The following is a 21,665-nucleotide window of genomic DNA, read 5'->3' as shown; positions in this document are numbered from 1 at the left end:
ATGACTTCAGTGTGGCATCCGGACGAATTTTACATGGCCCGGGCGATTCAATTGGCGCATAACGGACTGTACACGACGCATCCGAATCCGCGTGTCGGTTGTGTATTGGTTAAAGAGGGTTCGATTATCGCCGAAGGTTGGCATGCTCGGGCCGGCGAGGGTCATGCCGAAGTTGAGGCGCTCAAGCGGGCGCAAAGCCCCGAAGGGGCGACGGTTTATGTTACTTTGGAGCCTTGCAGCCATCACGGGCGCACCCCACCTTGTTGCGAGGCCTTGATCAAAGCCGGCGTAGCCCGTGTTGTTGCGGCCATGCAAGATCCTAACCCGCTGGTTTCCGGTCGAGGTTTGACGAGATTGAATGACGCCGGTATCGATGTGCGTTGCGGCGTTTTGCAAAACGAAGCGATGAAACTGAATCCGGGATTCATTAAACGCATGCAAACGGGTTTGCCGTTTGTACGCGGCAAGTTGGCGATGAGTTTGGACGGACGCACCGCGATGGCTTCCGGCGAGAGTAAATGGATCACTTCGGATCAATCCAGAGCCGATGTGCATCGGTATCGCGCCCGCAGTTCGGCGATTTTGACCGGTATCAATACGGTGTTGGCCGATGATCCGGCCTTGAATGCGCGGGTCGAGTTCGAAACTCTGCAGCCGGCTAGAGTCGTGCTCGATACCCGTCTTAGGATGCCGACGACTGCGCGTTTATTGACATTGCCGGGCCGCAATGTAGTTGTGACTTGTTCGCAGGACAGAAGTAAAATCGATGCACTGCAACAATTAGGCGCGGAAGTGTATTGCGTTGTCGAGCGGAACGGCAAGGTCGATTTGTCCGCCGTGATGGATTTGTTGGGTCGATTGCAGTTTAACGAGATATTTATAGAAGCCGGTCCGACCTTGAGCGGAGCTTTGTTGGCCGAACACCTTGTCGACGAATGGCTCATCTATATGTCCACTAATGTATTGGGCGATGAAGGCCGAGGCTTGTTCCGTTTGCCGGGTCTTGAAAAAATGGCCGATAAAAAACATTTAAGCTTATGCGATATCAGACTAATAGGACCGGATCTCAGGCTGACGCTGAAGCCGGCTTGAAAACAACGTAGCCCGTATGCACTGTAGTGAATTACGCGAAGGTCTTTGCCTAGGCCTCACTGCCATTAAGTTAAGCCATCACGGAATTAAGTAATGCTTGTATCCAGGATCTACTTTGCCTCAAAAGCTTGCCATCCTTGGCACTGGATTCCGCCAGTCCATGGCGGAATGACGGGCTTCCCTTAGCTTAATGGCAGTGGTGCCTAGGCCTCCCGGATTCCGTTTCACTTCATCCGGGCTACTACGCCTTTTTAAGCAAGTCGGTCGAGCCAAGCATTGCACAACGGCCTAAAAAGCGTATATCTTTTCACTATTCACTATTCACTATTCACCGCCCCCTATGTTTACAGGTATTATTCTGGCAATCGGCAGCATTGCCGCGATCGAACCTAAAGCCGGCGATTGCCGACTTAAAATAAGCACCGGCAAGTTGCCGCTGGTTGACGCTCAATTGGGCGATAGCATCGCGGTCAACGGCGTTTGCCTAACCGCGGTCGAGCTGGGCCGGGATTATTTTTATGCCGACGTATCGAACGAAACGTTGGCGCGCACGACCTTGAAAACGGCTAGAGTGGGCACGCAGGTCAATCTGGAATTGGCATTGACGCCGTCGACACGCATGGGCGGGCATATTGTCAGCGGTCATGTCGACGGTATCGGTACGGTACTCGATAAACACTCCGACGGCCGCTCTTATCGTTTTTGTTTCAAGGCGCCGGACAATCTGGCGAGATATATCGCTGAAAAAGGTTCGATTTGTATCAACGGCATTAGCTTGACCGTCAATGAAGTCGACGGCGCGGTGTTCGGCGTCAATATCGTGCCGCATACTCTACAGGAAACGACGCTTGGCGATACCGAAGCCGGTGATAAAGTGAATCTCGAAGTCGATTTGCTGGCCCGCTATCTGGAGCGCTTGATGGCCGGCGATTCAGCGGCGCGCGGCATGGGCGGCGTGACCGAACAATTATTGAAAAGCAGTGGTTTTCTAAATTAAATGAATACAATCGATGAAATTATAGAGGACCTGCGCCAAGGCAAAATGGTCATCATCATGGATGACGAAGACCGCGAGAACGAGGGCGATCTGGTCATGGCGGCGACTTTTGCTCGTCCCGAAGATGTCAACTTCATGGCCCGTTACGGACGCGGTTTGATTTGTCTGACCTTGACCCGGGAACGTTGCAGGCAGTTGCGTTTGCCGTTGATGGTCAATGAAAACAAAACCGCGCATTCGACTAACTTTACCGTGTCGATCGAGGCGGCTAAAGGCGTGACGACCGGTATTTCGGCGGCTGACAGAGCGCGCACGATTCAGGCTGCGGTCGCGTCCGATGCCCGCGCCGAAGACTTAGTGCAGCCCGGGCATATCTTCCCGTTGATGGCGCAGTCCGGCGGTGTATTGAATCGCGCGGGTCATACCGAGGCCGGCTGCGATTTGGCGCGTTTGGCCGGCTTAGAACCCGCCGCGGTGATCGTCGAGATTCTAAACGACGACGGCAGTATGGCAAGGCGACCGGATCTCGAGAAATTCGCCGAGCAGCATCAGTTGAAAATCGGTACGATAGCCGATTTGATCCATTACCGCATTCAACATGAAAATACGCTCGAGCGTATTAGCGAATGCAATTTTCCGACCGAGTTCGGCGATTTCCGTTTGTATGCCTATCAGGACCAAAACGACAATAAGCTACATCTGGCCTTGGTGATGGGGCAGGTGGCGGGCGACGAGCCGGTTTTGGTTCGGGTGCATGGACGTAATTTATTGGACGATTTGTTTTCGTCGAAACGTAATGAAAATAGCGTATCCTTGCGCGATGCGATGCGGATTATCGCCGATGAAGGCCGAGGCGTGATTGTCGTGATCCGGCAAAACGAGGACAATAAGTCGTTAGTCGAGCATATTCACCAATATCAAATGCAGGATAATGGCGTGGTAAACCGGGCGTCGACAGACAGCGTCGGCGATTGGCGTTCTACAGGAACGGGATCGAGAATCCTTGCGGATTTAGGCGTGCACCGCTTAAAGGTGATCGGCACTCAGAAAAAATATGTCGGTTTGGCGGGCTTCGATTTGGAAGTCGTCGATTATGTGGGTAAGAACGGTATTTAAATTTAGTCGCGACGAAGGCAGAGCACTCCTCGTTCCCACGGTCCTACGCTCGCCGTTATACACAAGTATCGATAAACTTGCTAAACAGAGGTCGTCGTATAATTGGAAACGGTGCTGTTTGTTAAATCTGCGGATATTGAACATCAGAGGCTTCGAAATCGCGACGAAGGCGTCGCTCCCACAAGGGGCAGGATGCTCTGTGGGAGCGATCCCCAGATCGTCCCTCACCTAACGCTAGGTGAGGGAAAGTCAAGTGCGTTAGGTAACAATAAATGGTATCGAAGTCACATTAGCTAAGATGGCATGACGGTAATAAGTAATGCTTGCTTCAGGCTCTATTGGCCTCAAAAGCTTGCCATCCATGGCACTAGATTCCGCCGGTCCATGGCGGAATGACGGGATTTTTATCATTCCCACGCACGTCGTTAAAACGGCGGTTACGGATCTCACGGTAATGAGTGAGAAGTTAACGGAAACGGTCTTGACAAGATCGTTTCTATCGAAAAACAAGAGATAGAGAGTTTAGATGTCGGCTATTAAAACCTATGAAGGCCATTTGTCAGTAAAAGGCGGTAAATTTTGCATCGTTGCATCCCGCTTTAACAGTTTTATCGTCGAGCAGTTGGAAGCCGGCGCGATCGATGCGTTGGTCCGTCACGGCGCCAATCGAGACGATATTTGCTTGGTCAAGGCGCCGGGCGCATTCGAACTGCCGATGGTCGTGCAACGCGTCGCCGTCGGTAAACAATACGATGCGATCATTGCTCTCGGCGCCGTGATAAGAGGCGGCACGCCGCATTTCGAATATGTCGCCGGCGAGTGTGTGAAAGGCTTGGCTTCGGTCTCGCTGCAATACGATGTGCCGGTCAGTTTCGGCGTGTTAACGGTCGATACGATCGAGCAAGCAATTGAGCGTGCGGGAACCAAGGCCGGAAACAAAGGCGCGGAAGCGGCAATGTCGGCATTGGAAATGGTTAATTTGTTCCAGCAGTTGGAAGCCTGATGAGTCAAGCGCGTACCAATGCGAGAAAAGCCGCCGTGCAAGCGTTGTATCAGTGGCAAATGACCGGTCAAAACCTCAGCGCGATCGAAATGCAGTTTTTGGAAGAAGAACGCTTGAAAGATGCTCAAAAAAGCTATTTCAACGAATTGTTTCACGGCATCCCGAAAAGCCTCGATGTGATCGACGAAACGTTGATGCAATTCGTCGACCGTCCGGTCGAGGCGATCGATCCGGTCGAGCGGGCGATTTTGAGAATCGGCGTGTATGAACTGATGAATCGGCTCGACATGCCTTATCGTGTGGTACTTAACGAGAGTATCAATCTAGCCAAATGCTTCGGTGCCGATGGTAGTCATCGTTATGTCAACGGCATACTCGATAAAGTCGCTCAGCAAAAACGAGCTGTGGAAATCCAAGCAAAAAATCGAAAAGCTTCGGATGCCAACGGCTGAATTCGATCTGATCGAGCGTTTTTTCGCCGTAAAAAAATCGTCGAATGCGGTAACCGAGTTGGGTATCGGAGACGATTGCGCCTTGTTAAGCGTGCCGGCCGGTTATCGATTAGCGATAACCGCCGATACGATGGTCGAGAATGTGCATTTTTTGGCCGGTACCGATCCCTATGATTTAGGCTACAAATTACTGGCAGTCAATTTGAGCGATTTGGCCTCGATGGGCGCCGAGCCGATTGCCGTAACCTTGGCGTTGACATTGCCTGATGTCGACGAATCCTGGCTCGAACGATTCGCCGAAGGTTTTTTCGGATTGGCCGCTTATTATCGCATCGATCTAATCGGTGGGGATACGACATCCGGCCCATTGACGCTAACGGTACAGGCCATGGGCATAGTTCCGGAGGGGCAGGCTTTGCTGCGTTCGGGCGCGCGCGCCGGCGATGGTATCTATATGACCGGTAAACTCGGCGATGCCGGTTTGGGTTTAAAAATTGCCCAAGGACATTTTAGTTGTTCGCGGCAGCAGGCTGCGCTCGAGCGTTTTAACCGGCCGAAACCTCGTGTCGAGGAAGGCTTGGTATTGCGGAATATCGCGCGAAGTTGTATCGATGTGTCCGACGGTTTGGCGCAAGATTTAGGTCATATTTTGAAACAAAGCGGCGTCGGCGCGTGTCTGGATTGGGAGGGTTTGCCGTTGTCGAATGCGGTCAAGGCCTATATCGAGGCAACCGGCGATTGGACTATGCCGCTGCGTGCCGGAGACGATTATGAATTATGTTTTACCGTGCCGGCTGATAAAGCGGAATTATTGACAGAAAACTTTACGCGTATCGGCGTTATCGAGGATAGTCCGGGACTGAGAATTCATCGTTTCGGCACGACGGAATTGTTGAGGGTACAAGGTTTTGAGCATTTTTCTCACTGATAAAATAGGCAAAAATGAATTAACGGCTAAGACAATATTGACCGATCCGGTGTTATTTTTGGCTTTCGGTTTCGGTTCAGGCTTGTTTAAAAAAGCGCCCGGAACAATGGGAACGGTGGCGGCCATTCCGGTTTGTTGGCTGTTTGCGCTAGCCGGTAATTATTTTTATTACGCTTTGACGCTGGCGGCCGTGGTCGCAGGCGTCGGAATTTGCGGAATGGCTGCTAAGAGATTAGGCGAACATGATTTCGGCGGTATCGTTTGGGACGAAGTTGCGGGTTTGTTGGTAACGATGCTTTGGGTGCCGTTTAGTTGGTCTGCGTTGCTTGTCGGTTTCGTGTTGTTTCGGTTGTTCGATATCGTGAAGCCCTGGCCGATTATCTGGGTCGATCGCAAGGTAAGCGGGGGCTTAGGTATCATGCTCGATGATATTTTGGCCGGTCTTATGTCGGGGTTGATACTTCTGGTCATTGCGGACTTGGGGTGGTTGTAATGCCTGGGTGATTTGGCTCTTTGCCTGGAGTGCTCGGCATAGGGGCTACATGGGCGAATTCACTCAGCACATTCAATGAAGTCGAATGATTTTTCAGTATATACCCATCGCAGATCAAAATTCGGCACCGGGGTGCCCGTCAAAGGACGCCGTGAACCCAGCACCTAAATTATGCAAGATAGTTACCATAGCCAAAAGGCTATGGAATTTAGGTGCTGGGTGAATACATCCATGTAGGCTCTATGCCAGCTCCATGCCGGCAAAGCCTTAGCCGAGCACCCCGGCGCCTCCTGAGGCAGTGCCGAAATTTGAAGTGCGAAAGGTATAAAAGTAGTAAAGAGCAAATGATTTTATTCACAAACCTTTATTAATTTGGAGATCTATCGAATGAAAATGAAAAACCGAATGATCTTAAGTATTGCCATAACGTTGCCTTTTTTATTATCCGCATGTCAGCAGGATGCAACAGAATCGGAAAGTCCATCCTCAACTGCATCAAAAAAAATAGCACCGCAACAAAATGATGACGCGGTACCTAATGCTTCGGAACATTCGGACACGCAAATGAGCAATTCGAGGCCTGCTCTCGGAAGATCGAACGCAACGTACTCATCGGAGCCGATCGATTTCATTGAAGAAGAAATCTTGGCCGAAGCTCGAATCAATATAACAAGTAGTGACGATGACCTTCGCATGGAAGCGGTATACAATTTGACTCTCGATGATGCGAATGATTTACAATTGCTGGAAAATGTTTTGTTAACCGATCCTAATCCGGAAGTTAGAGAGGAAGTTGTCCTGCATCTGACTGAAGGCGATCCTGCTAATGTTGTGCCGTTATTAATGAAAGCGCTTAATGATTCCCATCCTTCTGTCGTAATTGCCGCGCTGGATTGGTTAAGCGTTATGGATATTGGTGACAAATCGGCTGTCACTACTGAATTTAAACAAATCGCCGCAACCCATTACGACGAGGAAGTAAAAGAAGCGGCGGAAATGGCGTTGGAGATGATGGAGTAACACAGAGCGGCGGAAAGAATTACTCCTTGATTATACTCAAAAAAAGGCTAACTATAGGAAGGTATGGGGTGTGGCTTAGCGAGGAGGTCGATTCCACGCCTCGGCGCCTTCCTTAAGCACAGGCAGAAATTCAAGTGCGAAAGGTGTTGCGTCAATTCCATTCAAGCAATTTCCACTGATTGATTCGCGTACCGCGATGCAGGTCGCTTTCTCTGACGTCCATGTTGCCGTCGCCGTCAGTGTCTATCAAATAATAAGCAGGGCCGATATCGGGAACGACTTTGATCATGTATAACTCGCCGTTGATCCGGTATTCCTGTATTTGGTCCTTGCCTCGCCGAATGATGGTGATATCGGGCTCCATCGGTTCGCCGCTTTCGACAGGCATCGGCGCATCGGGAAGTTCGGGAATAGCTTCGGTGGTTTCCTTGCTTCTGCGTATTACCGTTCGGTCAGGCTCCATCACTTGGCCGCTTTGCACGGTTGCCGGCATATCCGGTACGTCGGGAATATCCATTAAGATTGGCGGAGGGGCCGATAATGCGAATGCCGGAATAATCAGCAAGCTGTAAGTTAAAGTTAAACGCTTCATATTTTCTATATCTAATCAGTTATTGGGCCTATTATGACAGCTTGCGGACTCTGCGTAATGAAAAAAATCTGGCAAACCATTAAAGAGCTAACGGCGAGGGGAGTTTGTCATCCAGGTCGATTTTGAATCATGTATTGGCCTTCTAGGAGGTTTGTTATTGTCCCTGTAGCGATTCCGGTAAGGGGGTCTTGACTGATAGGGAAGATAATACAACGGGTAAGCCTGCATTCGATATTGATTCTCTAGTGCTTCGGCTTGCCTTAATTCGGCTATGGCTTGTTGACGCTGCGCTTCCGCGCTACGTTTCAGCGCCTCAACTGCCTCAAAGCGTTGTTGTTCCTTGCGTTGCATTCTTTCGGTTTCTAGTTTTTCGGCTTTTTGCTTATCCCGTTCCATTTGCCAAATGGCGAGACGTCTTTCGGCCTCGGCCAATTGACGAGGGTCGGTGGGTTCTATCGGTATATTTTCTTGTTGCGCATCGGATGAGCAAGGTTTGCCCTGGTAAGTGATTTTTCCCGATGATGCGATACATTTAAAAACATCGGCATCAACAGTTGGGCTGATGGCTATCAAAAGCAAAAGGAATGCTATCATTGTCATGACGGTAACATTTTTATGCGTAAGGTTATAAGTGTAGACCCGTTATATGCAGCTTGGTTCTTTGAACTTCCCGATTTTTCCTCGTTTCCACCGCTTCAGCGTGGGAATGCATACCGATCTTGTTTCGGCAGCTAAGGTATGTTTTCTCATGGAGGACCGTGGGAAACGGAAAAAATTTATTATTCATCATATTTCTCATGCCGGTACATTCTTCGGGCTCACCCTTTTTACGTCATTTTTCTCCACTGCTGATATCGAGTCTCGTTTTGCTACTTTCGCTTGGAGCGACCTTCGGAGTTTGGAAAAATGCAGAAGCCGATCTTGAGCGCAGTTTGAAAATCGATTTCGATTTCAGGGTTAGAGAGATTATAGACCGCATCGAACAACGTATGGCGGCTTACGAGCAAGTTTTATTGGGCGTAAAGGGATTGTTTATTTCTTCCGATCATGTCGATCGAAAAGAGTTTCGTATCTATGTGGATACGCTGAAAATCGACCGAAATTTTCCCGGTATTCAAGGTATCGGTTTTTCGGTGGTCGTGCCCAGTCATGACAAGGATAGGCATATCGCCGATATTCGCACTCAAGGGTTCCCGAACTACTCGATTCGACCGGAAGGCGAACGTGATATTTATAGTTCGATTTTATATCTTGAACCGTTTGCCGACCGCAATCTTCGAGCCTTTGGTTACGATATGTATTCCGAGCCGGTCCGCAGAAAAGCGATGTCCGATTCGCGCGACCTGAATGAAACACGCATCTCCGGTAAAGTCATACTGGTTCAAGAAACCGATGAAGCTGTGCAAGCCGGTTTTTTGATGTATTTGCCTTTATTCCGCGAAAACGCAGTTTCTGATTCTGTCGAAGAACGGCGCCGCAATATCGTTGCCTGGGTCTATGCGCCGTTTCGCATGGATGATTTCATGGCGGGGGTTGGCGGAGAACGCGCATCCGACTTGAGTCTGGAAATATTCGATGGAGACACGATAACGGAGGAAACGAAAATGCACAGTAGCTCGTCCCAGGCTTTATCGAGTCTCCAGTATCTAAATACGATACGAACGATCGAGATAGATGGCCATGAGTGGACTTTAGCGGTGAGCCCTGGCGCGAGCTTCAAACAACGGATTAGCTTGGATAAACCGCGTTATATGGCTGCAGCGGGGGCAACGCTGAGCGTGTTGTTGGCGACAATTATTTGGCAATTGGCGTCAGGGCGCGCTAGAGCGCTGGCGTTGGCAACCGAGATGACGCGTGAGCTACGCGAGAGCGAGGCACGCTTTCGGCAAATGGCCGATTCGGCGCCGGTATTGATTTGGGTTTCCGGGACTGACAGCCGCTGTTTTTGGTTCAATAAGGTTTGGCTTGGTTTTACCGGGCGAGCCCTAGAGCAAGAGAAGGATAACGGCTGGCTGGAAGGCGTCCATCCTGACGATAGGCAGCACTGTATCGATTTCTATCTAGATCATTTCAATCGCCGCGAACCGTTTCGTATGGAATTTCGCTTAAGGCGCTTCGACGGCGACTATCGATGGGTCGACGATCATGGTGTGCCTCGCTTCGATGATCACGGAAATTTTTCCGGTTACATCGGTTCTTGCATCGACATCACCGAGCGTAGGCAGGTGGAAACGATATTACGAACAAACTCCGAGGCTTTGGCGCGCTCGAATGCCGATCTCGAGCAATTCGCGTACAGTGTCTCACATGATATGCGGCAACCGTTAAGAACGATTGCCGGACATTTGCACTTGTTGGAGATCGGCTTGGCTGAGCAATTGGACGAAGACAATAAGGAGAACTTGGCCTTTGCGCTCGACGGCGCCAAACGTATGGATGCGATGATCGTTTCGTTACTCGACTATTCCCGTATTGGCCGTAAGACCGAGCCTAAAATTCGCATGGCAACCCGCGACTCCTTGAATGAAGCATTGCGGTTTTTAGAGGTGGAAATCGAAGAGAAGCATGCCGATATCGTCGTGCAGGGCGATTGGCCGGTTTTGTACGCGAGTCGGGATGAATTGACACGCTTGATGCAAAATTTGATCGCCAATGCCATTAAGTATCATGATAGCGAAGATGTGCCGCGTGTAACCGTGGTTTCAACAGAACACGCGGGGCTTTGGAAGGTACGCATTGCCGACAATGGCATCGGGATCGAACCCAAGCAAATCGATAAATTGTTTCAATTTTTTAGCCGACTGCAGTCACGGGCGCGCTTCGACGGTAACGGCATGGGTTTGGCCTTGTGTCGGCGCATTGTCGAGCATCATGGCGGTCGCATCTGGGCCGAGTCGGAAGGAGAAGGCAAAGGCAGCGCATTTGTTTTTGAAATTCCATTGGCGCAGAATAATGCACCCGATTAGTTTTTCAACCAACGCACCATGAATCAGAACAGCAATGGGTCTTATCGAAAACTACGCCGCACCGTGACGTTGGGCGTATGCGGGATTTTGTTACTGTTTGCAATGTTCATCGTTTACGTGGTCAGGAATGAAAGTATCAATCGCCTTCATGGCTTGACAACTCATACTTCTGCCGCGACCAGTGTCAACGAGATTTTGCTATATCGTGTCCTGGTCGATATCGATCGTGTTTTACTGAAAACACGGCTCTTGCTGAAACAGGGTAAGGCCGATGAATTGTTGCGTGGTTCATTGCAGAGCGAATTGGCCGCCAATCCTGAGCTAATCGATTTGTTAATTGTCGATCGCGGCGGTGCGGTTATTCATTGGACCGGTTCCGGCGATAAGCCGGTTATGCATGATCATCCCTCTTACACCTATCATTTAAATAGTTCCGAAGATCACCTGTTTGTGAGCTCGCCAATATCTTCATCGATAAGCGAAGGGAGTTATGTGGTCTCATTGAGCCGGCCCTATTTCGATGATGAACAACATTTTGCCGGAACGATGGTTGCGATTGTTTCGATTGATCGCTTGGCCGAAGTTTTTGCCGCTATTGAACGTGCTCCAGGGTCGACTTTGGTCGTGATCAATAATGACAATGAGGTGTGGTTTCGCAATCCGCGCGTGCCTGGCGACTCCGGCACTCGATTGCGTGAAGTGTTGGAGCCTTATGGGGATAAAAGACAACGGTCGGGCAGGGTAACATCGCCCTTTGACGGTAAGGCGTATTGGGTTGTCGAAAAGCGCATGGTTGATTTTCCTCTGCGAATATTGACGTCCGCCGAAATGACTTCGGTGATGGCCGCCGAGCGCGCCATGATAGTTTGGGCGATGGTGCTGTTTTTAGTCGTTTCGTCGGTGTTGTTCGTATTGTTGTATCTGATACGGCGACAGCTGGCCGATTTAGAGCTGAGTGACAATGCATTACAGGAAAGTCACGATCTATTGACGAAGCTGTCCGAACAGGTTCCCGGCGTTATTTATCAATTTCAATTGTTTTCCGATGGTCGATCTTGTTTCCCTTTCGCCAGTTGCGCCATTAAAGACATATATGAAGTCACGCCTGAGCAAGTGCGTGAAGATGCCGCTTTGTCCATCGCGAGAATTCATACCGAGGACCGCAATAACGTGATGTCTGCTATCCGGGAGTCGGCTATCTCGATGACTCCATGGCATCAAGAATATCGTGTAATATTGCCGAAGCAAGGTTTGCGTTGGCTGCGAGGGGATAGCCGACCGGAAAGGCTTGAAGATAACAGTGTGCTCTGGCACGGCTTCATTACCGATATCACCGAGCGAAAACTTTATGAGCAAGCCGCTCAAGAGTTAAACCGAGATTTCAATACCTTTCTCGATAACACGTCGGATTATGTATATTTCAAGGATCAAGACAGTCGTATTCGCTTTTGCAGTAAAACATTGGCGACGGTTACCGGTTACCGCAATTGGCGAGAATTAGTCGGTAAGCACGATTCGGAAATTTTCCCGGAAGAAATCGCGCGTATCTATGATGAAAAAGAAAAACCGATTTTTATGGATGGAAAGCCGTTGATCAATAAGATTGACCCTTACTATGACTTACAAGGACAGCTCCGCTGGGTGAATACCAATAAATGGCCGGTATTCGACTGCGACGGCAAGACGGTTGTCGGATTGTTCGGTATTAGCCGCGATGTGACCGAACAGAAACGAATCGAAGAAGAATTGCTCCGATCCAATGTCGATCTCGAGCAATTCGCCTATAGCGTGTCGCACGATATGCGTCAGCCTTTACGCATGATCACAGGTCATCTGCAATTGCTGGAACGTGCTTTGTGCGACTCCTTGGATGAAGAAAGCAGAACCAATATGGCTTTCGCGCTCGATGGGGCTAGACGCATGGATGCGATGATCGTTTCGTTACTGGATTATTCGCGCGTGGGGCGAAAAACCGAGCCGAAGACATGGCTGGAAAGCAAGGAAGCGCTGGATGAAGCGATGGTGTTTTTACAGCCGGAGATTGTCGGCACGCAGGCTGAAATCGATGTGCGAGGAGAGTGGCCGACTGTCTTTGCCAGTCGCGACGAATTGAGTCGCTTGTTCCAAAACTTGATCGGTAACGCGCTTAAATATCGGGAAGCGGATATTCAGCCTCGCATCGAGATTAGTTCTGATGTCGATTCGGCTAACTGGCGGGTGTCTATTCGAGATAATGGCATCGGTATCGATCCTACGCAAATCGATCGGCTATTTCAATTTTTCAGCCGACTTCAATTAAGATCCCGCTACGAAGGAACCGGCATGGGGCTGGCATTGTGCCGAAGGATCGTCGAACATCACGGAGGAAATATTCGCGCGGAATCGCAAGGCGAGGGTTGCGGTAGCACTTTTAGTTTCGAGCTCCCACTTAGCAACCCGATGCAACAGCATACCGGGGAGCCGCTTTATGAGTAAGGCTTCGATGCCGCTGAAAGCATTGCTTGGCGTCTCGGTACTATGGACCGCATCGGTGGCAGGCTTCTTTTTTTGGGATAGCCATATGTCTAATTGGTACGCGCAGGAAATGGCGATCAAGGAAGCGCGCGGTCATTTCAACAAAGATGTGGCTTTGCGTAAATGGGCGGCGCGCCATGGCGGCGTCTATGTTCCTGTCGATGAACGGACTCGCCCGAACCCCGCCTTATCGCATATTGCCGAGCGGGATATCAGCACACCGTCCGGAATCAAACTGACATTAATGAATCCGGCGTATTTAATTAGGCAAGTCATGGACGAATACGAAGAACTTTATAAAGTGAAAGGAAGAATCACCGGCTTTAAGCCTTTGAATCCCGATAACTTTCCCGATGAATGGGAGGCGGCGGCCTTGCGCCAATTCGAGCGGGGCGAAACGGAAGTTTTTGAGAAAACCCTGATTAACGGCGAGCCTTATATTCGCTTGATGAGCGCTCTGGTGGCCGACGAATATTGCTTGAAATGCCACAGCGAACAAGGTTACCGTGTCGGCGATGTCTTGGGAGGCGTCGGTGTCTCCGTGTCCCTGCAATCTTATCTGGAGGGTGCGGCGAGGGTCGATCCGGAAAAGATACTGCTGCTGGCCGTTATTTGGATAATGGGCTTGGCTGCTATTTATGCAATCGGATTATTAATTCGGCGGCGCGTCGAGGAGCGAATGCTTAACGAGGCTGCATTAATTAGAAAAAACCGAGAAATTATCAGCGCGAATGCGTATCTGACGCGATTCGCCGAAATTTCGGCTCATCATTTGATGGAGCCGACCCGGCGTCTGGTGAGTTATAGCCAACGCTTGCAAGGCCACTTAAAAACCATGCCGGATGCGCATAATGATGAGGTTTATCAAGACTTGCAAGTTTTGGAACGCGACGCCGCGCACTTACGAATGTTGGTTAAGGATATTCAATTATTTCTAGCGGCCGGCGAGCCGGTCGAAAAGGTTGGCATTCAGGATGTCGATGCGCTGCTGTCTAATCTAATGCAACGCCTAGAGTCTCGCGTTAAACGCGCTAATGTGCGATTACACATCGATAAATTACCTCCGGCAACATTAGATAAATCGCGGTTGACCGATTTGTTTTGGATATTGATGGACAATGCACTAAGCCATGGCTTGCCTGCCGATGATGACGCCGTTCCTGAAATTCATATCAGCGGGGAACGCGTCGGCAAACTCAGCCGTTATCGCATCAGCGATAACGGCCCCGGTATTCCTGTGCAATACCGGGAGAGGGTTTTTGAAATCTTCGAGCGATTGACTACGACCGATAAGCCTGCGGGTGCCGGTATCGGTTTGCCTATCGCAAGGCGTATCGTCGAGAGCAGGCACGGCAAAATAGAATTGGAAGATTCGCCGCTTGGAGGAATAAGCGTAGTTTTCGAATTGCCTGATGATAATTAGAGCTTATTCAGGATGGATTATTCCGAAATTTTTACCAGCCAACCGTCTTCGCTGATGCATTTAATGATCGGCGACCTAAGTTTGACGTTGATTCTCGCGTGAGTGCCTTTTAATTCGGGGGGCAGTTTGCCGCGCACGACATAAAAAGGGTCCTTGAATTCGGTGGTAATCGCGATCGGAATCTTTTTGACGGTGACCTCAAGATTTTCCGGTTTGTCGAATCCGAAGGCATTGAAGGTAATGTCCGATTCGGGCGCGACTTCGGCCAAATGTGCAGGTACCAGTTTATTTTTGTTGATTCTTAATTTCTGACAAGCGGAACCGCCGCCACCGCCGGCGCCATGTCCGTCATGCATACTGGAATTGCCTTGAGCTTGAGCGTAGCCGAATTGCATTGATAGGACGCAAGCGAGAAAAGTTTTTATTATTTTCATAGTGTTTCCTTATTTTTTCTAATTGTCGAAACGCGTAGAGCAAAGGGTAGCCTGGATAATCTTTCTGACCCTTGCTCAAGCGTTAAATATACCCAATAACGGAACCTCCGCGCACTAAATTTTTCAGAGTTTTTTAGTCTGGAATTGTTCGAGCCAGTCCAGGCTATCGAGAGCCGGTCCGACGGGCCTGTACTCGGCGCCGGTCCAACCGGAATAGCCCGAATTCCGTATCGTGTCGAATAAAGGCTTGAAATCGATATTTCCCGTTCCGGGCTGGCCGCGTCCCGGGTTATCGGCAAATTGGATGTGACCGATCGTTTCGGAGTGCCGGCGAATAAAGGCTTCGGGATCTTCGTTCATCATCGATAAGTGATAAATATCGACTTGCAATAAAATATTGGGGTGATTGAGTCGTTCGAGCCAGTCGAGCATTTGCGCGCCGCTATGGATAATAAACCCCGGCATATCGATTGTATTGATGGCTTCGAAAACCGTGTTGACGCCGAACGGTGCGAAAGTATCGGCCGCCAAGCGCAGATTGTCGCCGAATGTTTGCAGATAGTCATCGAGGCGGCTCCGATTCATACAGCGTCCGGGAAGCACGTTGACTGCTTTAGGTTGCAAAACCTCGATATAGTCGACGGTTTGGGCCAAGGCGGTTTTAAAGCGTTCGCGTTTTTCCGGCACAGCGGCCAAGCCTTCGCCGTCTTGCAGCAAATCGTCAGCATCGACATTGAACAACACCAGTTGCAAGCCGGTTTCGTCCAGTTTGGCGCGAAGCGCATCAGGGTTTTCGCTGTAAGGAAATTGAATCTCGACTGCGCTGAAGCCGGCGTTTTTGGCCGCTTCGAAACGATCCAATAACGGCAATTCGGTGAACAGCATGCTGAGGTTGGCGCTGAAATTGATCATCGGGGATGTTCTGTTGTCGGATAAATAAATTGCGGATAACGTAATTAAATTAGTAAGCCTTTTCCTGATTAGCAAGTTTCTTCAGCTAAAGCCCAAAGATCAGCATTTCCTTAGCATGGCGGGGTTCGCAAACCATGCGCGTCAAGCTAAAAACGACCAACCCACATCACGCTCTTTCCCCAGCTCCAGCTTGGGAAAGACACACCGGAAGCTCCCCCTTCGGCTGCGCTCAGGGCAAGCCTTCGACAAGGCTCTCCTGAGCGCAGCCGAAGGGCTCAGGGCAAGAGCTTTCTGAGACCGACACAACATCCGCGCATTCTCAATCACCCCCAACTCGCTCGCTCGTTCAATTATTTTTGGTTATCGGGAAGCTAGAGCTTCCTGAACAGGTTACCCAAGCTGGAGCTTAACAGCATATTTTAGTTTTTGCGACTACGATTAGCCCCTGCTCGGACACTTGGCTTCGGCAAGCTGAAGCATCTTGCTAATCAGGAGCCTTTTCAAGGCTATGTTCGCGTTAATAGTTGAAGTGAGTGCTACACCAATTTCGAAATTTGAAGGCTGTAGGGTACGCTGTGCGTACCACAGCAGTTCCAACCGTAGCTTGACGTGTCCTCATGTGTTGCCCTGTGCCGACATTAGGTACGCGCAGCGTACCCTACAGTTTATCTATAACGGCGAGAGCTGGAGCTTGAGAAGCAGCTCAAATATTTTCGTCTATTTCGTAGACAAAAAGCTTTTTTTACATCACCGTTCGAATAGTTTGATCAACGTAGCCGGGTCTTGTTCGAGAAAGCCTTGGCTGCCGTGCAGTTGCATCAGTTGTGCGGCAAGGCCCGACATTGGGATGGCATTACCTTGATCGGATGCTAAGTCGAACGCCATATTCAAGTCTTTCAGCAAAGTTTTGACGCGCCATTTAATCGGTTCGAAAATTCCGTCCGCCATTTCCGGTCCGACGATTTGTAAAGGTTTCGAATCGGCGAAGCCGCCCGCCAAAGCTTCGGGGATTTTAGCCGCATCGACGCCGGCCTGTTTGGCCAAGGCGATCATTTCTGCGATCACCAGCACATTGCAACTGACGATCATTTGATTGCAGATTTTTGCAATTTGTCCGCAACCGACTTCCCCTAAGTGCGTCAGTTGGCGGTAGAGCGGAGCCAGAACCTGGCGCGCGGTTTCGATATCGTTATCGGCGCCTCCGGCCATGATCGCCAAGCTGCCTTGTTCCGCGCCTTGCACACCGCCGGAAACCGGCGCATCGACCCAAGTCATGCCGCAGCGTTGTTGTAATAGTCCGGCAAGTTGGCGCGTGGTTTTCGGGTCGATGCTTGAAAGGTCGATTAGCAGTTTTCCGGCTGAGCCGGAGTCAAGAATGGAGTTCTCGACGACCGAAGCCACGGCCTGCGAATCGGACAGGCATAACAAAACAACATCGGAAGCCTGGACCAATTGCTCGATCGAATCGCGGGCAAGCGCGCCCGCTCCAACGACCGGCGCCAGCTTGTCTTGGGAACGGTTCCAGACGTTGACGCGAAAGCCCGCATCGAGCAAGCGTAAAGTCATTGGTTTGCCCATCAGGCCGATGCCGATGAAGCCTAAGGTTCTTTTGTGTTGCGTCATGCTCAAGTGTTTTTGTTCCAATTCGTACGATGCAGCAGGGTTAATGCTGAAGTGGTTTACTCTGCGGTAAGGAACAAAAGCTTAATGCAATCGATCGACGTTTGCAAAAGCTTGATAGTTACTCGCGCAGAGGCGCGGAGGTGCTGAGTTTTTTGGTTTCCATGGCCGTGATATACCTTTCGCACTTCAAATTTCGGCGATGCTTAAGGAGACACCGTGGTGATCGGCATAGCGCCTATATGGACGTATCTAGGGCGTCCTTCGATGGTCGCCCCGGTGCCCAATTTTATCTACTATGATTATATTTTAATGGGCTTTCGTGTAAATCGCAGCGGCCGGGGGTGGAACGTCTTGCACGGCCTCTTAGTTTATAGGTATTCGAGAGTTCGCGGCTTCGAAATCGCTTTTCAAGAATCGCTCCCACAGAGGGTTCCAAGCACTGTGGGAGCGACGCCTTCGTCGCGACTATCGAAGCCGCAAACGTTGATTAACAATAAGCGATATCGAAGCCGGATAGGCTAAAATGCATGCTTTTACTCCCTTTTTATCGAAAAAACCGTCTAAGAAAAAAAGGTATGGGATGTGTCTATCGAGGACCGCCGTGAACCCATCCATGGGGGCTTGACGGCAGCAATCCCTGCTGCCGACATCCTCGCTAGCCACACCCCATACCTTCATAAAGTTAACCATTTTTTGAGTATAAAGGGAGTAGTGATGCTCCTGCGTCATGAAAAACCCTGCGCCTCTGCGCAAGACCAATGAAATCCCAAGGAGACAATTTTGAAATCAGCAAAAACACCGGTCGTTGCCGTTCTGGCCGTATTCCTAACGTTGTCGGCCATGACCGGCCATGCAACGGAAAACAAAGTCGCAGTCGCCAGCGCGCATCCGTTGGCGAGCCATGCCGCGCTGGAAATGATCGATCAAGGCGGCAATGCCTTCGATGCCGCGGTTGCGATCAGCGCGGTATTGGCTGTAGTCGAGCCGGCCGGTTCCGGATTGGGCGGCGGCGGTTTTTGGTTGTTGCGCCGAGCTTCCGACGGTTTCGAAACGATGTTGGACGGACGAGAAACGGCGCCGTCGGCCGCACACCAAGACATGTATCTCGATGCCGAAGGCAAGGTCATACCGAAACTGTCGATCGACGGGCCCCTATCGGCCGGAATTCCAGGCGTCCCTGCGGCTTTGGTTCACTTGGCTGAGCATTACGGTAAATTATCCTTGTCCGCTTCGTTGCAACCGGCGATTCGTTATGCGCGCGATGGTTTTATCGTCGGACCGCGCTATCGCCGCTTATTGTCATTTCGCTTACCGCAAATTAAGGCATCACCGGCGGCGGCCGCGATATTTCTCGATAACGGCCGGATACCCGACCCCGGTTGGACTTTGCGTCAACCCGATTTAGCGAAGACTTTACAGCGGCTCGCCGAATTCGGAGCAGCCGGGTTTTACGCCGGCGAAACGGCGGAAAAACTGTTGAAATCGGTCAAAGCAGCCGGCGGTATTTGGAGTCAAGAAGACCTCGACAATTACCGGGTAGTCGAAAGAAAACCTGTCAAAGGGACTTATCGCGGTATTCGAATAACCGGCGCCGCACTGCCGTCAGCCGGCGGCATCGGCTTGGTTCAAGCCTTGAATATACTGACCGAATACGATTTGACCGCAATCGATGCAGTCACCCGCAAACATTTGGTGATCGAAGCTTTGCGCCGGGTCTATCACGACCGGGCTTTGTACTTAGGCGATCCCGATTTTATCGATGTTCCGGTCTCGCGTTTGATTAATCCCGATTATGCGGCCGGTCTTAGAAGTTCGATTCGCAAGGATAGACCGTTGCCGAGCGTGATGCTTTCGGGAGATATTCCGGAGCATGCCGGCGGCGACAACACGACGCATTTTTCGGTGATGGACGGCGAAGGCAACCGGGTTGCCGCTACCTTGAGCGTCAATTATCCGTTCGGCTCCGGATTCGTTGCCGAAGGTACCGGTGTGATTTTGAACGACGAAATGGATGACTTCGATAGCCGGCCGGGCGCGGTGAACGTATACGGCTTGATCGGCGGATTGCCGAATGCAATAGCGCCCGGTAAACGAATGTTGTCGAGCATGTCGCCGACTTTTCTCGAAGACGACGAACGCATCGCAGTATTGGGAACGCCGGGCGGCAGCCGCATTATTTCAATGGTCTTGTTGGGGATATTGGACTTTGCCGACGGCAACGGTCCGGATTCCTGGGTGAGCGTGCCGCGTTATCATCATCAATATATTCCCGATGCCGTGCAATACGAACCCGGCGGCTTGTCTTCTGAAGAATTGCTAGGCCTTGAAAAAATGGGCCACCGGTTTCGCGAAACATCCTACCGGTACGGCGATATGCAAGCGCTGCAATGGCATAAGCAGGAAGGCCGCTTCAGTGCCGCGAGCGACCCTCGAGGCGAAGGTTTGGCGGTGATTCGCAATGACTGAAGCGACTCTAAAACCCGGCTGCATCGATATAGAATACGGTAAGTTATACAGTATAAATGTATTGAATCGAAACTATTATGACATGCTGAGCGACAGCGAACGGTCGAATGCGATGCAGCGGCGCACGACCGAAATGCAAAACCGCTATGTCGAGATTCATGCGAAAAAACGTCTGTCGTTGTCCGAACTCTTGAAATGTAAACCCGAAGCCCTCGTTTTTGAGGCCGGGGCGAACGGCAAGCCCTATTTACCCGATTATCCGGACTGGACATTCAATCTGTCGCATTCGGGCGATTATTTTGCGTTGGCCGTGGCTCGGCAGTGCCGTTTGGGTATCGATCTCGAGGCGGCAAGAAGTCGGTCGAATATGGCAGGTATCGTTATGAAATGTTTCGCGGCTGAAGAAATATCATACTGGGAAGCTTTGTCGGAGGAGAAGCGGATTTCAGCGTTTTACCGTTTTTGGACGCGCAAGGAAGCCTTCGTGAAAGCGACCGGCCGTGGCATCGCCTTGGGTTTGAATCGTTGCGTGGTCGACCCGAACGACCCCAGCCGGATGTTACGCGTCCCCGAAGAATTCGCGCCGGCATCGGACTGGCGGATTGCCTGCAACGATTGGAAACGTGACATTTTTTGTGCGGTCGTTATCGATCGTGCTGTCGAGAAAATTCAATGGCGAGAAATCGTATGAAAAAAATATTTCTTGGTTTGGCGGTTTGTTTATTTTGGCTGATCGGTGCCGAAGCTCAAGAACTTTATCCGGCCGAACGATTGGGCCGTGGCCGCTTGGTTTTCGAAAAGTTGCGACATGCGATCGAGCTCGAAGTGGCGATGACCGAAACCGCCCGGTCCAGAGGCTTGATGTTTCGCAAAGCGCTTGCCGACAATACCGGCATGCTGTTTATTCATCCTAAAGAAGATGTGCTCGGGGTTTGGATGAAAAACACCAAAATGCCGTTGGATATTTTGTTTATTTCAGCGAAAGGTAAGATCGTATCGATTTTGCAGAATGTTCAACCTTGTATCACGCCGGTTTGCGGGGTCTACGATTCGCGTGCTAAGGCGTTATATATGCTGGAGGTGAATGCGGGAACCGTCGCACGGCTGGAAATAGCGCAAGGCGATCGGGTTTTGATTGAGTTGGAGGAATAGGGGAGCAGGGGGAAAGGGAAAAGATGAAAGATGAAAGATGAAAGGTGAAAGGTGAAAGGTGAAAGATGAAAGATGAAAGATGAAAGATAATCTCCTGTCCGCTCACTGCTTGCCCTCGTCAATACCCCGTCAACTCCACATGGCCGAATCCTGTAACGGGCTCGCTGCTTAAACTCAAAAAATAGCTAACTATATGAAGGTGCGGAGTGTGGGTGGCGAGGATGTCGGCAGCAGGGCAGATTTTTGCTCCATGCAAAACCTGCATTCACCCAGCACCTAAATTCCATAGCCGATTGGCTATGTTTAATATCATGACTAATTTAGGTGCTGGATGAATTCCATAGGTCTTTGGCAATGATTTAAAATCATGGCTTATTTAGATGCTGGATGAATTATCCAAGACAATTAATCCTAGCCAATGGGCTATGAGTTTAGGTGTTGGGTGAATACGTCCATGTAGGCCCTATGCCGGCTCCATGCTG

19 protein-coding genes are annotated in these 21,665 nt (G+C 50.5%); 14 read left to right on the top strand and 5 right to left on the bottom strand.

Translation table 11 applies throughout. The features are described from left to right. The 8 genes from ribD (at position 1) to WJM45_RS15670 (ending at position 7,101) form a co-directional block, all read left to right on the top strand. Positions 1-1,092, top strand: a complete 1,092-nt coding sequence (gene ribD / locus WJM45_RS15705) for a bifunctional diaminohydroxyphosphoribosylaminopyrimidine deaminase/5-amino-6-(5-phosphoribosylamino)uracil reductase RibD (RefSeq protein ID WP_341326009.1) — start codon at positions 1-3, stop codon at positions 1,090-1,092. Positions 1,093-1,432: 340 nt separating this feature from the next. Next, positions 1,433-2,089, top strand: a complete 657-nt coding sequence (locus WJM45_RS15700) for a riboflavin synthase (RefSeq protein ID WP_341326008.1) — start codon at positions 1,433-1,435, stop codon at positions 2,087-2,089. Then, positions 2,090-3,205 carry a bifunctional 3,4-dihydroxy-2-butanone-4-phosphate synthase/GTP cyclohydrolase II gene (ribBA, locus tag WJM45_RS15695; protein WP_341326007.1) on the top strand — a complete coding sequence of 372 codons (1,116 nt, stop codon included), beginning with the start codon at positions 2,090-2,092 and terminating at the stop codon, positions 3,203-3,205. Positions 3,206-3,731: 526 nt separating this feature from the next. Beyond that, on the top strand, positions 3,732-4,208 hold the full coding sequence (gene ribE / locus WJM45_RS15690; RefSeq protein ID WP_341326006.1) for a 6,7-dimethyl-8-ribityllumazine synthase: 477 nt from the start codon (positions 3,732-3,734) through the stop codon (positions 4,206-4,208). Continuing rightward, the gene (gene nusB, locus WJM45_RS15685; RefSeq protein WP_341326005.1) at positions 4,208-4,660 is read left to right on the top strand and encodes a transcription antitermination factor NusB; all 453 of its coding nucleotides are present in this window, start codon (positions 4,208-4,210) and stop codon (positions 4,658-4,660) included. Before ribE ends, nusB begins: the two co-directional genes overlap by 1 nt. After that, positions 4,647-5,588 carry a thiamine-phosphate kinase gene (gene thiL, locus WJM45_RS15680; protein ID WP_341326004.1) on the top strand — a complete coding sequence of 314 codons (942 nt, stop codon included), beginning with the start codon at positions 4,647-4,649 and terminating at the stop codon, positions 5,586-5,588. The genes nusB and thiL overlap by 14 nt, the downstream gene beginning before the upstream one ends. Beyond that, positions 5,569-6,081, top strand: a complete 513-nt coding sequence (locus tag WJM45_RS15675) for a phosphatidylglycerophosphatase A (RefSeq protein WP_341326003.1) — start codon at positions 5,569-5,571, stop codon at positions 6,079-6,081. Before thiL ends, WJM45_RS15675 begins: the two co-directional genes overlap by 20 nt. A 387-nt stretch (positions 6,082-6,468) precedes the next feature. Beyond that, positions 6,469-7,101, top strand: a complete 633-nt coding sequence (locus tag WJM45_RS15670; RefSeq protein WP_341326002.1) for a HEAT repeat domain-containing protein — start codon at positions 6,469-6,471, stop codon at positions 7,099-7,101. A gap of 151 nt (positions 7,102-7,252) precedes the next feature. On the opposite strand, the gene WJM45_RS15665 is transcribed toward WJM45_RS15670, so the two are convergent. Together WJM45_RS15665 and WJM45_RS15660 are read right to left on the bottom strand one after the other, a co-directional pair. After that, positions 7,253-7,693 carry a DUF2782 domain-containing protein gene (locus WJM45_RS15665; protein WP_341326001.1) on the bottom strand — a complete coding sequence of 147 codons (441 nt, stop codon included), beginning with the start codon at positions 7,691-7,693 and terminating at the stop codon, positions 7,253-7,255. A gap of 87 nt (positions 7,694-7,780) precedes the next feature. Then, positions 7,781-8,293 (bottom strand): DUF4124 domain-containing protein, encoded by a 513-nt coding sequence (locus tag WJM45_RS15660; protein ID WP_341326000.1) that lies wholly within the window; start codon positions 8,291-8,293, stop codon positions 7,781-7,783. A gap of 197 nt (positions 8,294-8,490) precedes the next feature. On the opposite strand from WJM45_RS15660, the gene WJM45_RS15655 reads away from it, so the two are divergent. Genes WJM45_RS15655 through WJM45_RS15645 form a run of 3 tightly spaced genes read left to right on the top strand, consistent with a single transcriptional unit; the run spans position 8,491 to position 14,596 of the window. Further along, the gene (locus WJM45_RS15655; protein ID WP_341325999.1) at positions 8,491-10,659 is read left to right on the top strand and encodes a CHASE domain-containing protein; all 2,169 of its coding nucleotides are present in this window, start codon (positions 8,491-8,493) and stop codon (positions 10,657-10,659) included. 18 nt (positions 10,660-10,677) lie between these two features. After that, positions 10,678-13,134 (top strand): ATP-binding protein, encoded by a 2,457-nt coding sequence (locus tag WJM45_RS15650; RefSeq protein ID WP_341325998.1) that lies wholly within the window; start codon positions 10,678-10,680, stop codon positions 13,132-13,134. Further along, positions 13,127-14,596: a DUF3365 domain-containing protein gene (locus WJM45_RS15645; RefSeq protein WP_341325997.1), complete on the top strand. Its 1,470-nt coding sequence runs from the start codon at positions 13,127-13,129 to the stop codon at positions 14,594-14,596. The genes WJM45_RS15650 and WJM45_RS15645 overlap by 8 nt, the downstream gene beginning before the upstream one ends. 17 nt (positions 14,597-14,613) lie before the next feature. Here the strand turns inward: WJM45_RS15645 and WJM45_RS15640 are convergent, their stop codons facing one another. The 3 genes from WJM45_RS15640 to WJM45_RS15630 form a co-directional block, all read right to left on the bottom strand. Continuing rightward, positions 14,614-15,030 (bottom strand): hypothetical protein, encoded by a 417-nt coding sequence (locus WJM45_RS15640; protein ID WP_341325996.1) that lies wholly within the window; start codon positions 15,028-15,030, stop codon positions 14,614-14,616. Between the two features lie 123 nt (positions 15,031-15,153). After that, positions 15,154-15,942 carry a TIM barrel protein gene (locus WJM45_RS15635; RefSeq protein WP_341325995.1) on the bottom strand — a complete coding sequence of 263 codons (789 nt, stop codon included), beginning with the start codon at positions 15,940-15,942 and terminating at the stop codon, positions 15,154-15,156. 747 nt (positions 15,943-16,689) lie between these two features. Further along, the gene (locus tag WJM45_RS15630) at positions 16,690-17,586 is read right to left on the bottom strand and encodes an NAD(P)-dependent oxidoreductase (RefSeq protein WP_341325994.1); all 897 of its coding nucleotides are present in this window, start codon (positions 17,584-17,586) and stop codon (positions 16,690-16,692) included. 759 nt (positions 17,587-18,345) lie between these two features. Here WJM45_RS15630 and ggt point away from each other — a divergent pair. From ggt to WJM45_RS15615, 3 genes are read left to right on the top strand one after another with little or no spacing between them, the layout of a single operon-like run. Beyond that, positions 18,346-20,031, top strand: coding sequence for a gamma-glutamyltransferase (ggt, locus tag WJM45_RS15625; RefSeq protein WP_341325993.1), 1,686 nt, complete (start codon positions 18,346-18,348; stop codon positions 20,029-20,031). Beyond that, entirely contained in the window at positions 20,024-20,722 is a 699-nt protein-coding gene (locus WJM45_RS15620) for a 4'-phosphopantetheinyl transferase superfamily protein (RefSeq protein ID WP_341325992.1), read from the top strand. Before ggt ends, WJM45_RS15620 begins: the two co-directional genes overlap by 8 nt. Continuing rightward, on the top strand, positions 20,719-21,183 hold the full coding sequence (locus WJM45_RS15615; RefSeq protein WP_341325991.1) for a DUF192 domain-containing protein: 465 nt from the start codon (positions 20,719-20,721) through the stop codon (positions 21,181-21,183). Before WJM45_RS15620 ends, WJM45_RS15615 begins: the two co-directional genes overlap by 4 nt. Positions 21,184-21,665: the final 482 nt, after the last annotated feature.

Source organism: Methylotuvimicrobium sp. KM2 (assembly GCF_038051925.1).
Lineage (GTDB): Bacteria > Pseudomonadota > Gammaproteobacteria > Methylococcales > Methylomonadaceae > Methylotuvimicrobium.
Note: the sequence above shows the minus strand (reverse complement) of the source record. Positions and strands in the feature narration are given on the sequence as shown.

What these genes read in the sequence shown, in the direction of transcription:
- WJM45_RS15635 (WP_341325995.1), bottom strand. Translation starts at nt 15,942, where the DNA reads ATGATCAATTTCAGCGCCAACCTCAGCATGCTGTTCACCGAATTGCCG.
- nusB (WP_341326005.1), top strand. Translation starts at nt 4,208, where the DNA reads ATGAGTCAAGCGCGTACCAATGCGAGAAAAGCCGCCGTGCAAGCGTTG.
- WJM45_RS15650 (WP_341325998.1), top strand. Translation starts at nt 10,678, where the DNA reads ATGAATCAGAACAGCAATGGGTCTTATCGAAAACTACGCCGCACCGTG.
- thiL (WP_341326004.1), top strand. Translation starts at nt 4,647, where the DNA reads ATGCCAACGGCTGAATTCGATCTGATCGAGCGTTTTTTCGCCGTAAAA.
- ribBA (WP_341326007.1), top strand. Translation starts at nt 2,090, where the DNA reads ATGAATACAATCGATGAAATTATAGAGGACCTGCGCCAAGGCAAAATG.
- WJM45_RS15615 (WP_341325991.1), top strand. Translation starts at nt 20,719, where the DNA reads ATGAAAAAAATATTTCTTGGTTTGGCGGTTTGTTTATTTTGGCTGATC.
- WJM45_RS15655 (WP_341325999.1), top strand. Translation starts at nt 8,491, where the DNA reads ATGCCGGTACATTCTTCGGGCTCACCCTTTTTACGTCATTTTTCTCCA.
- WJM45_RS15645 (WP_341325997.1), top strand. Translation starts at nt 13,127, where the DNA reads ATGAGTAAGGCTTCGATGCCGCTGAAAGCATTGCTTGGCGTCTCGGTA.
- WJM45_RS15670 (WP_341326002.1), top strand. Translation starts at nt 6,469, where the DNA reads ATGAAAATGAAAAACCGAATGATCTTAAGTATTGCCATAACGTTGCCT.
- WJM45_RS15665 (WP_341326001.1), bottom strand. Translation starts at nt 7,693, where the DNA reads ATGAAGCGTTTAACTTTAACTTACAGCTTGCTGATTATTCCGGCATTC.
- ribE (WP_341326006.1), top strand. Translation starts at nt 3,732, where the DNA reads ATGTCGGCTATTAAAACCTATGAAGGCCATTTGTCAGTAAAAGGCGGT.
- WJM45_RS15700 (WP_341326008.1), top strand. Translation starts at nt 1,433, where the DNA reads ATGTTTACAGGTATTATTCTGGCAATCGGCAGCATTGCCGCGATCGAA.
- WJM45_RS15660 (WP_341326000.1), bottom strand. Translation starts at nt 8,293, where the DNA reads ATGACAATGATAGCATTCCTTTTGCTTTTGATAGCCATCAGCCCAACT.
- ribD (WP_341326009.1), top strand. Translation starts at nt 1, where the DNA reads ATGACTTCAGTGTGGCATCCGGACGAATTTTACATGGCCCGGGCGATT.
- WJM45_RS15620 (WP_341325992.1), top strand. Translation starts at nt 20,024, where the DNA reads ATGACTGAAGCGACTCTAAAACCCGGCTGCATCGATATAGAATACGGT.
- WJM45_RS15640 (WP_341325996.1), bottom strand. Translation starts at nt 15,030, where the DNA reads ATGAAAATAATAAAAACTTTTCTCGCTTGCGTCCTATCAATGCAATTC.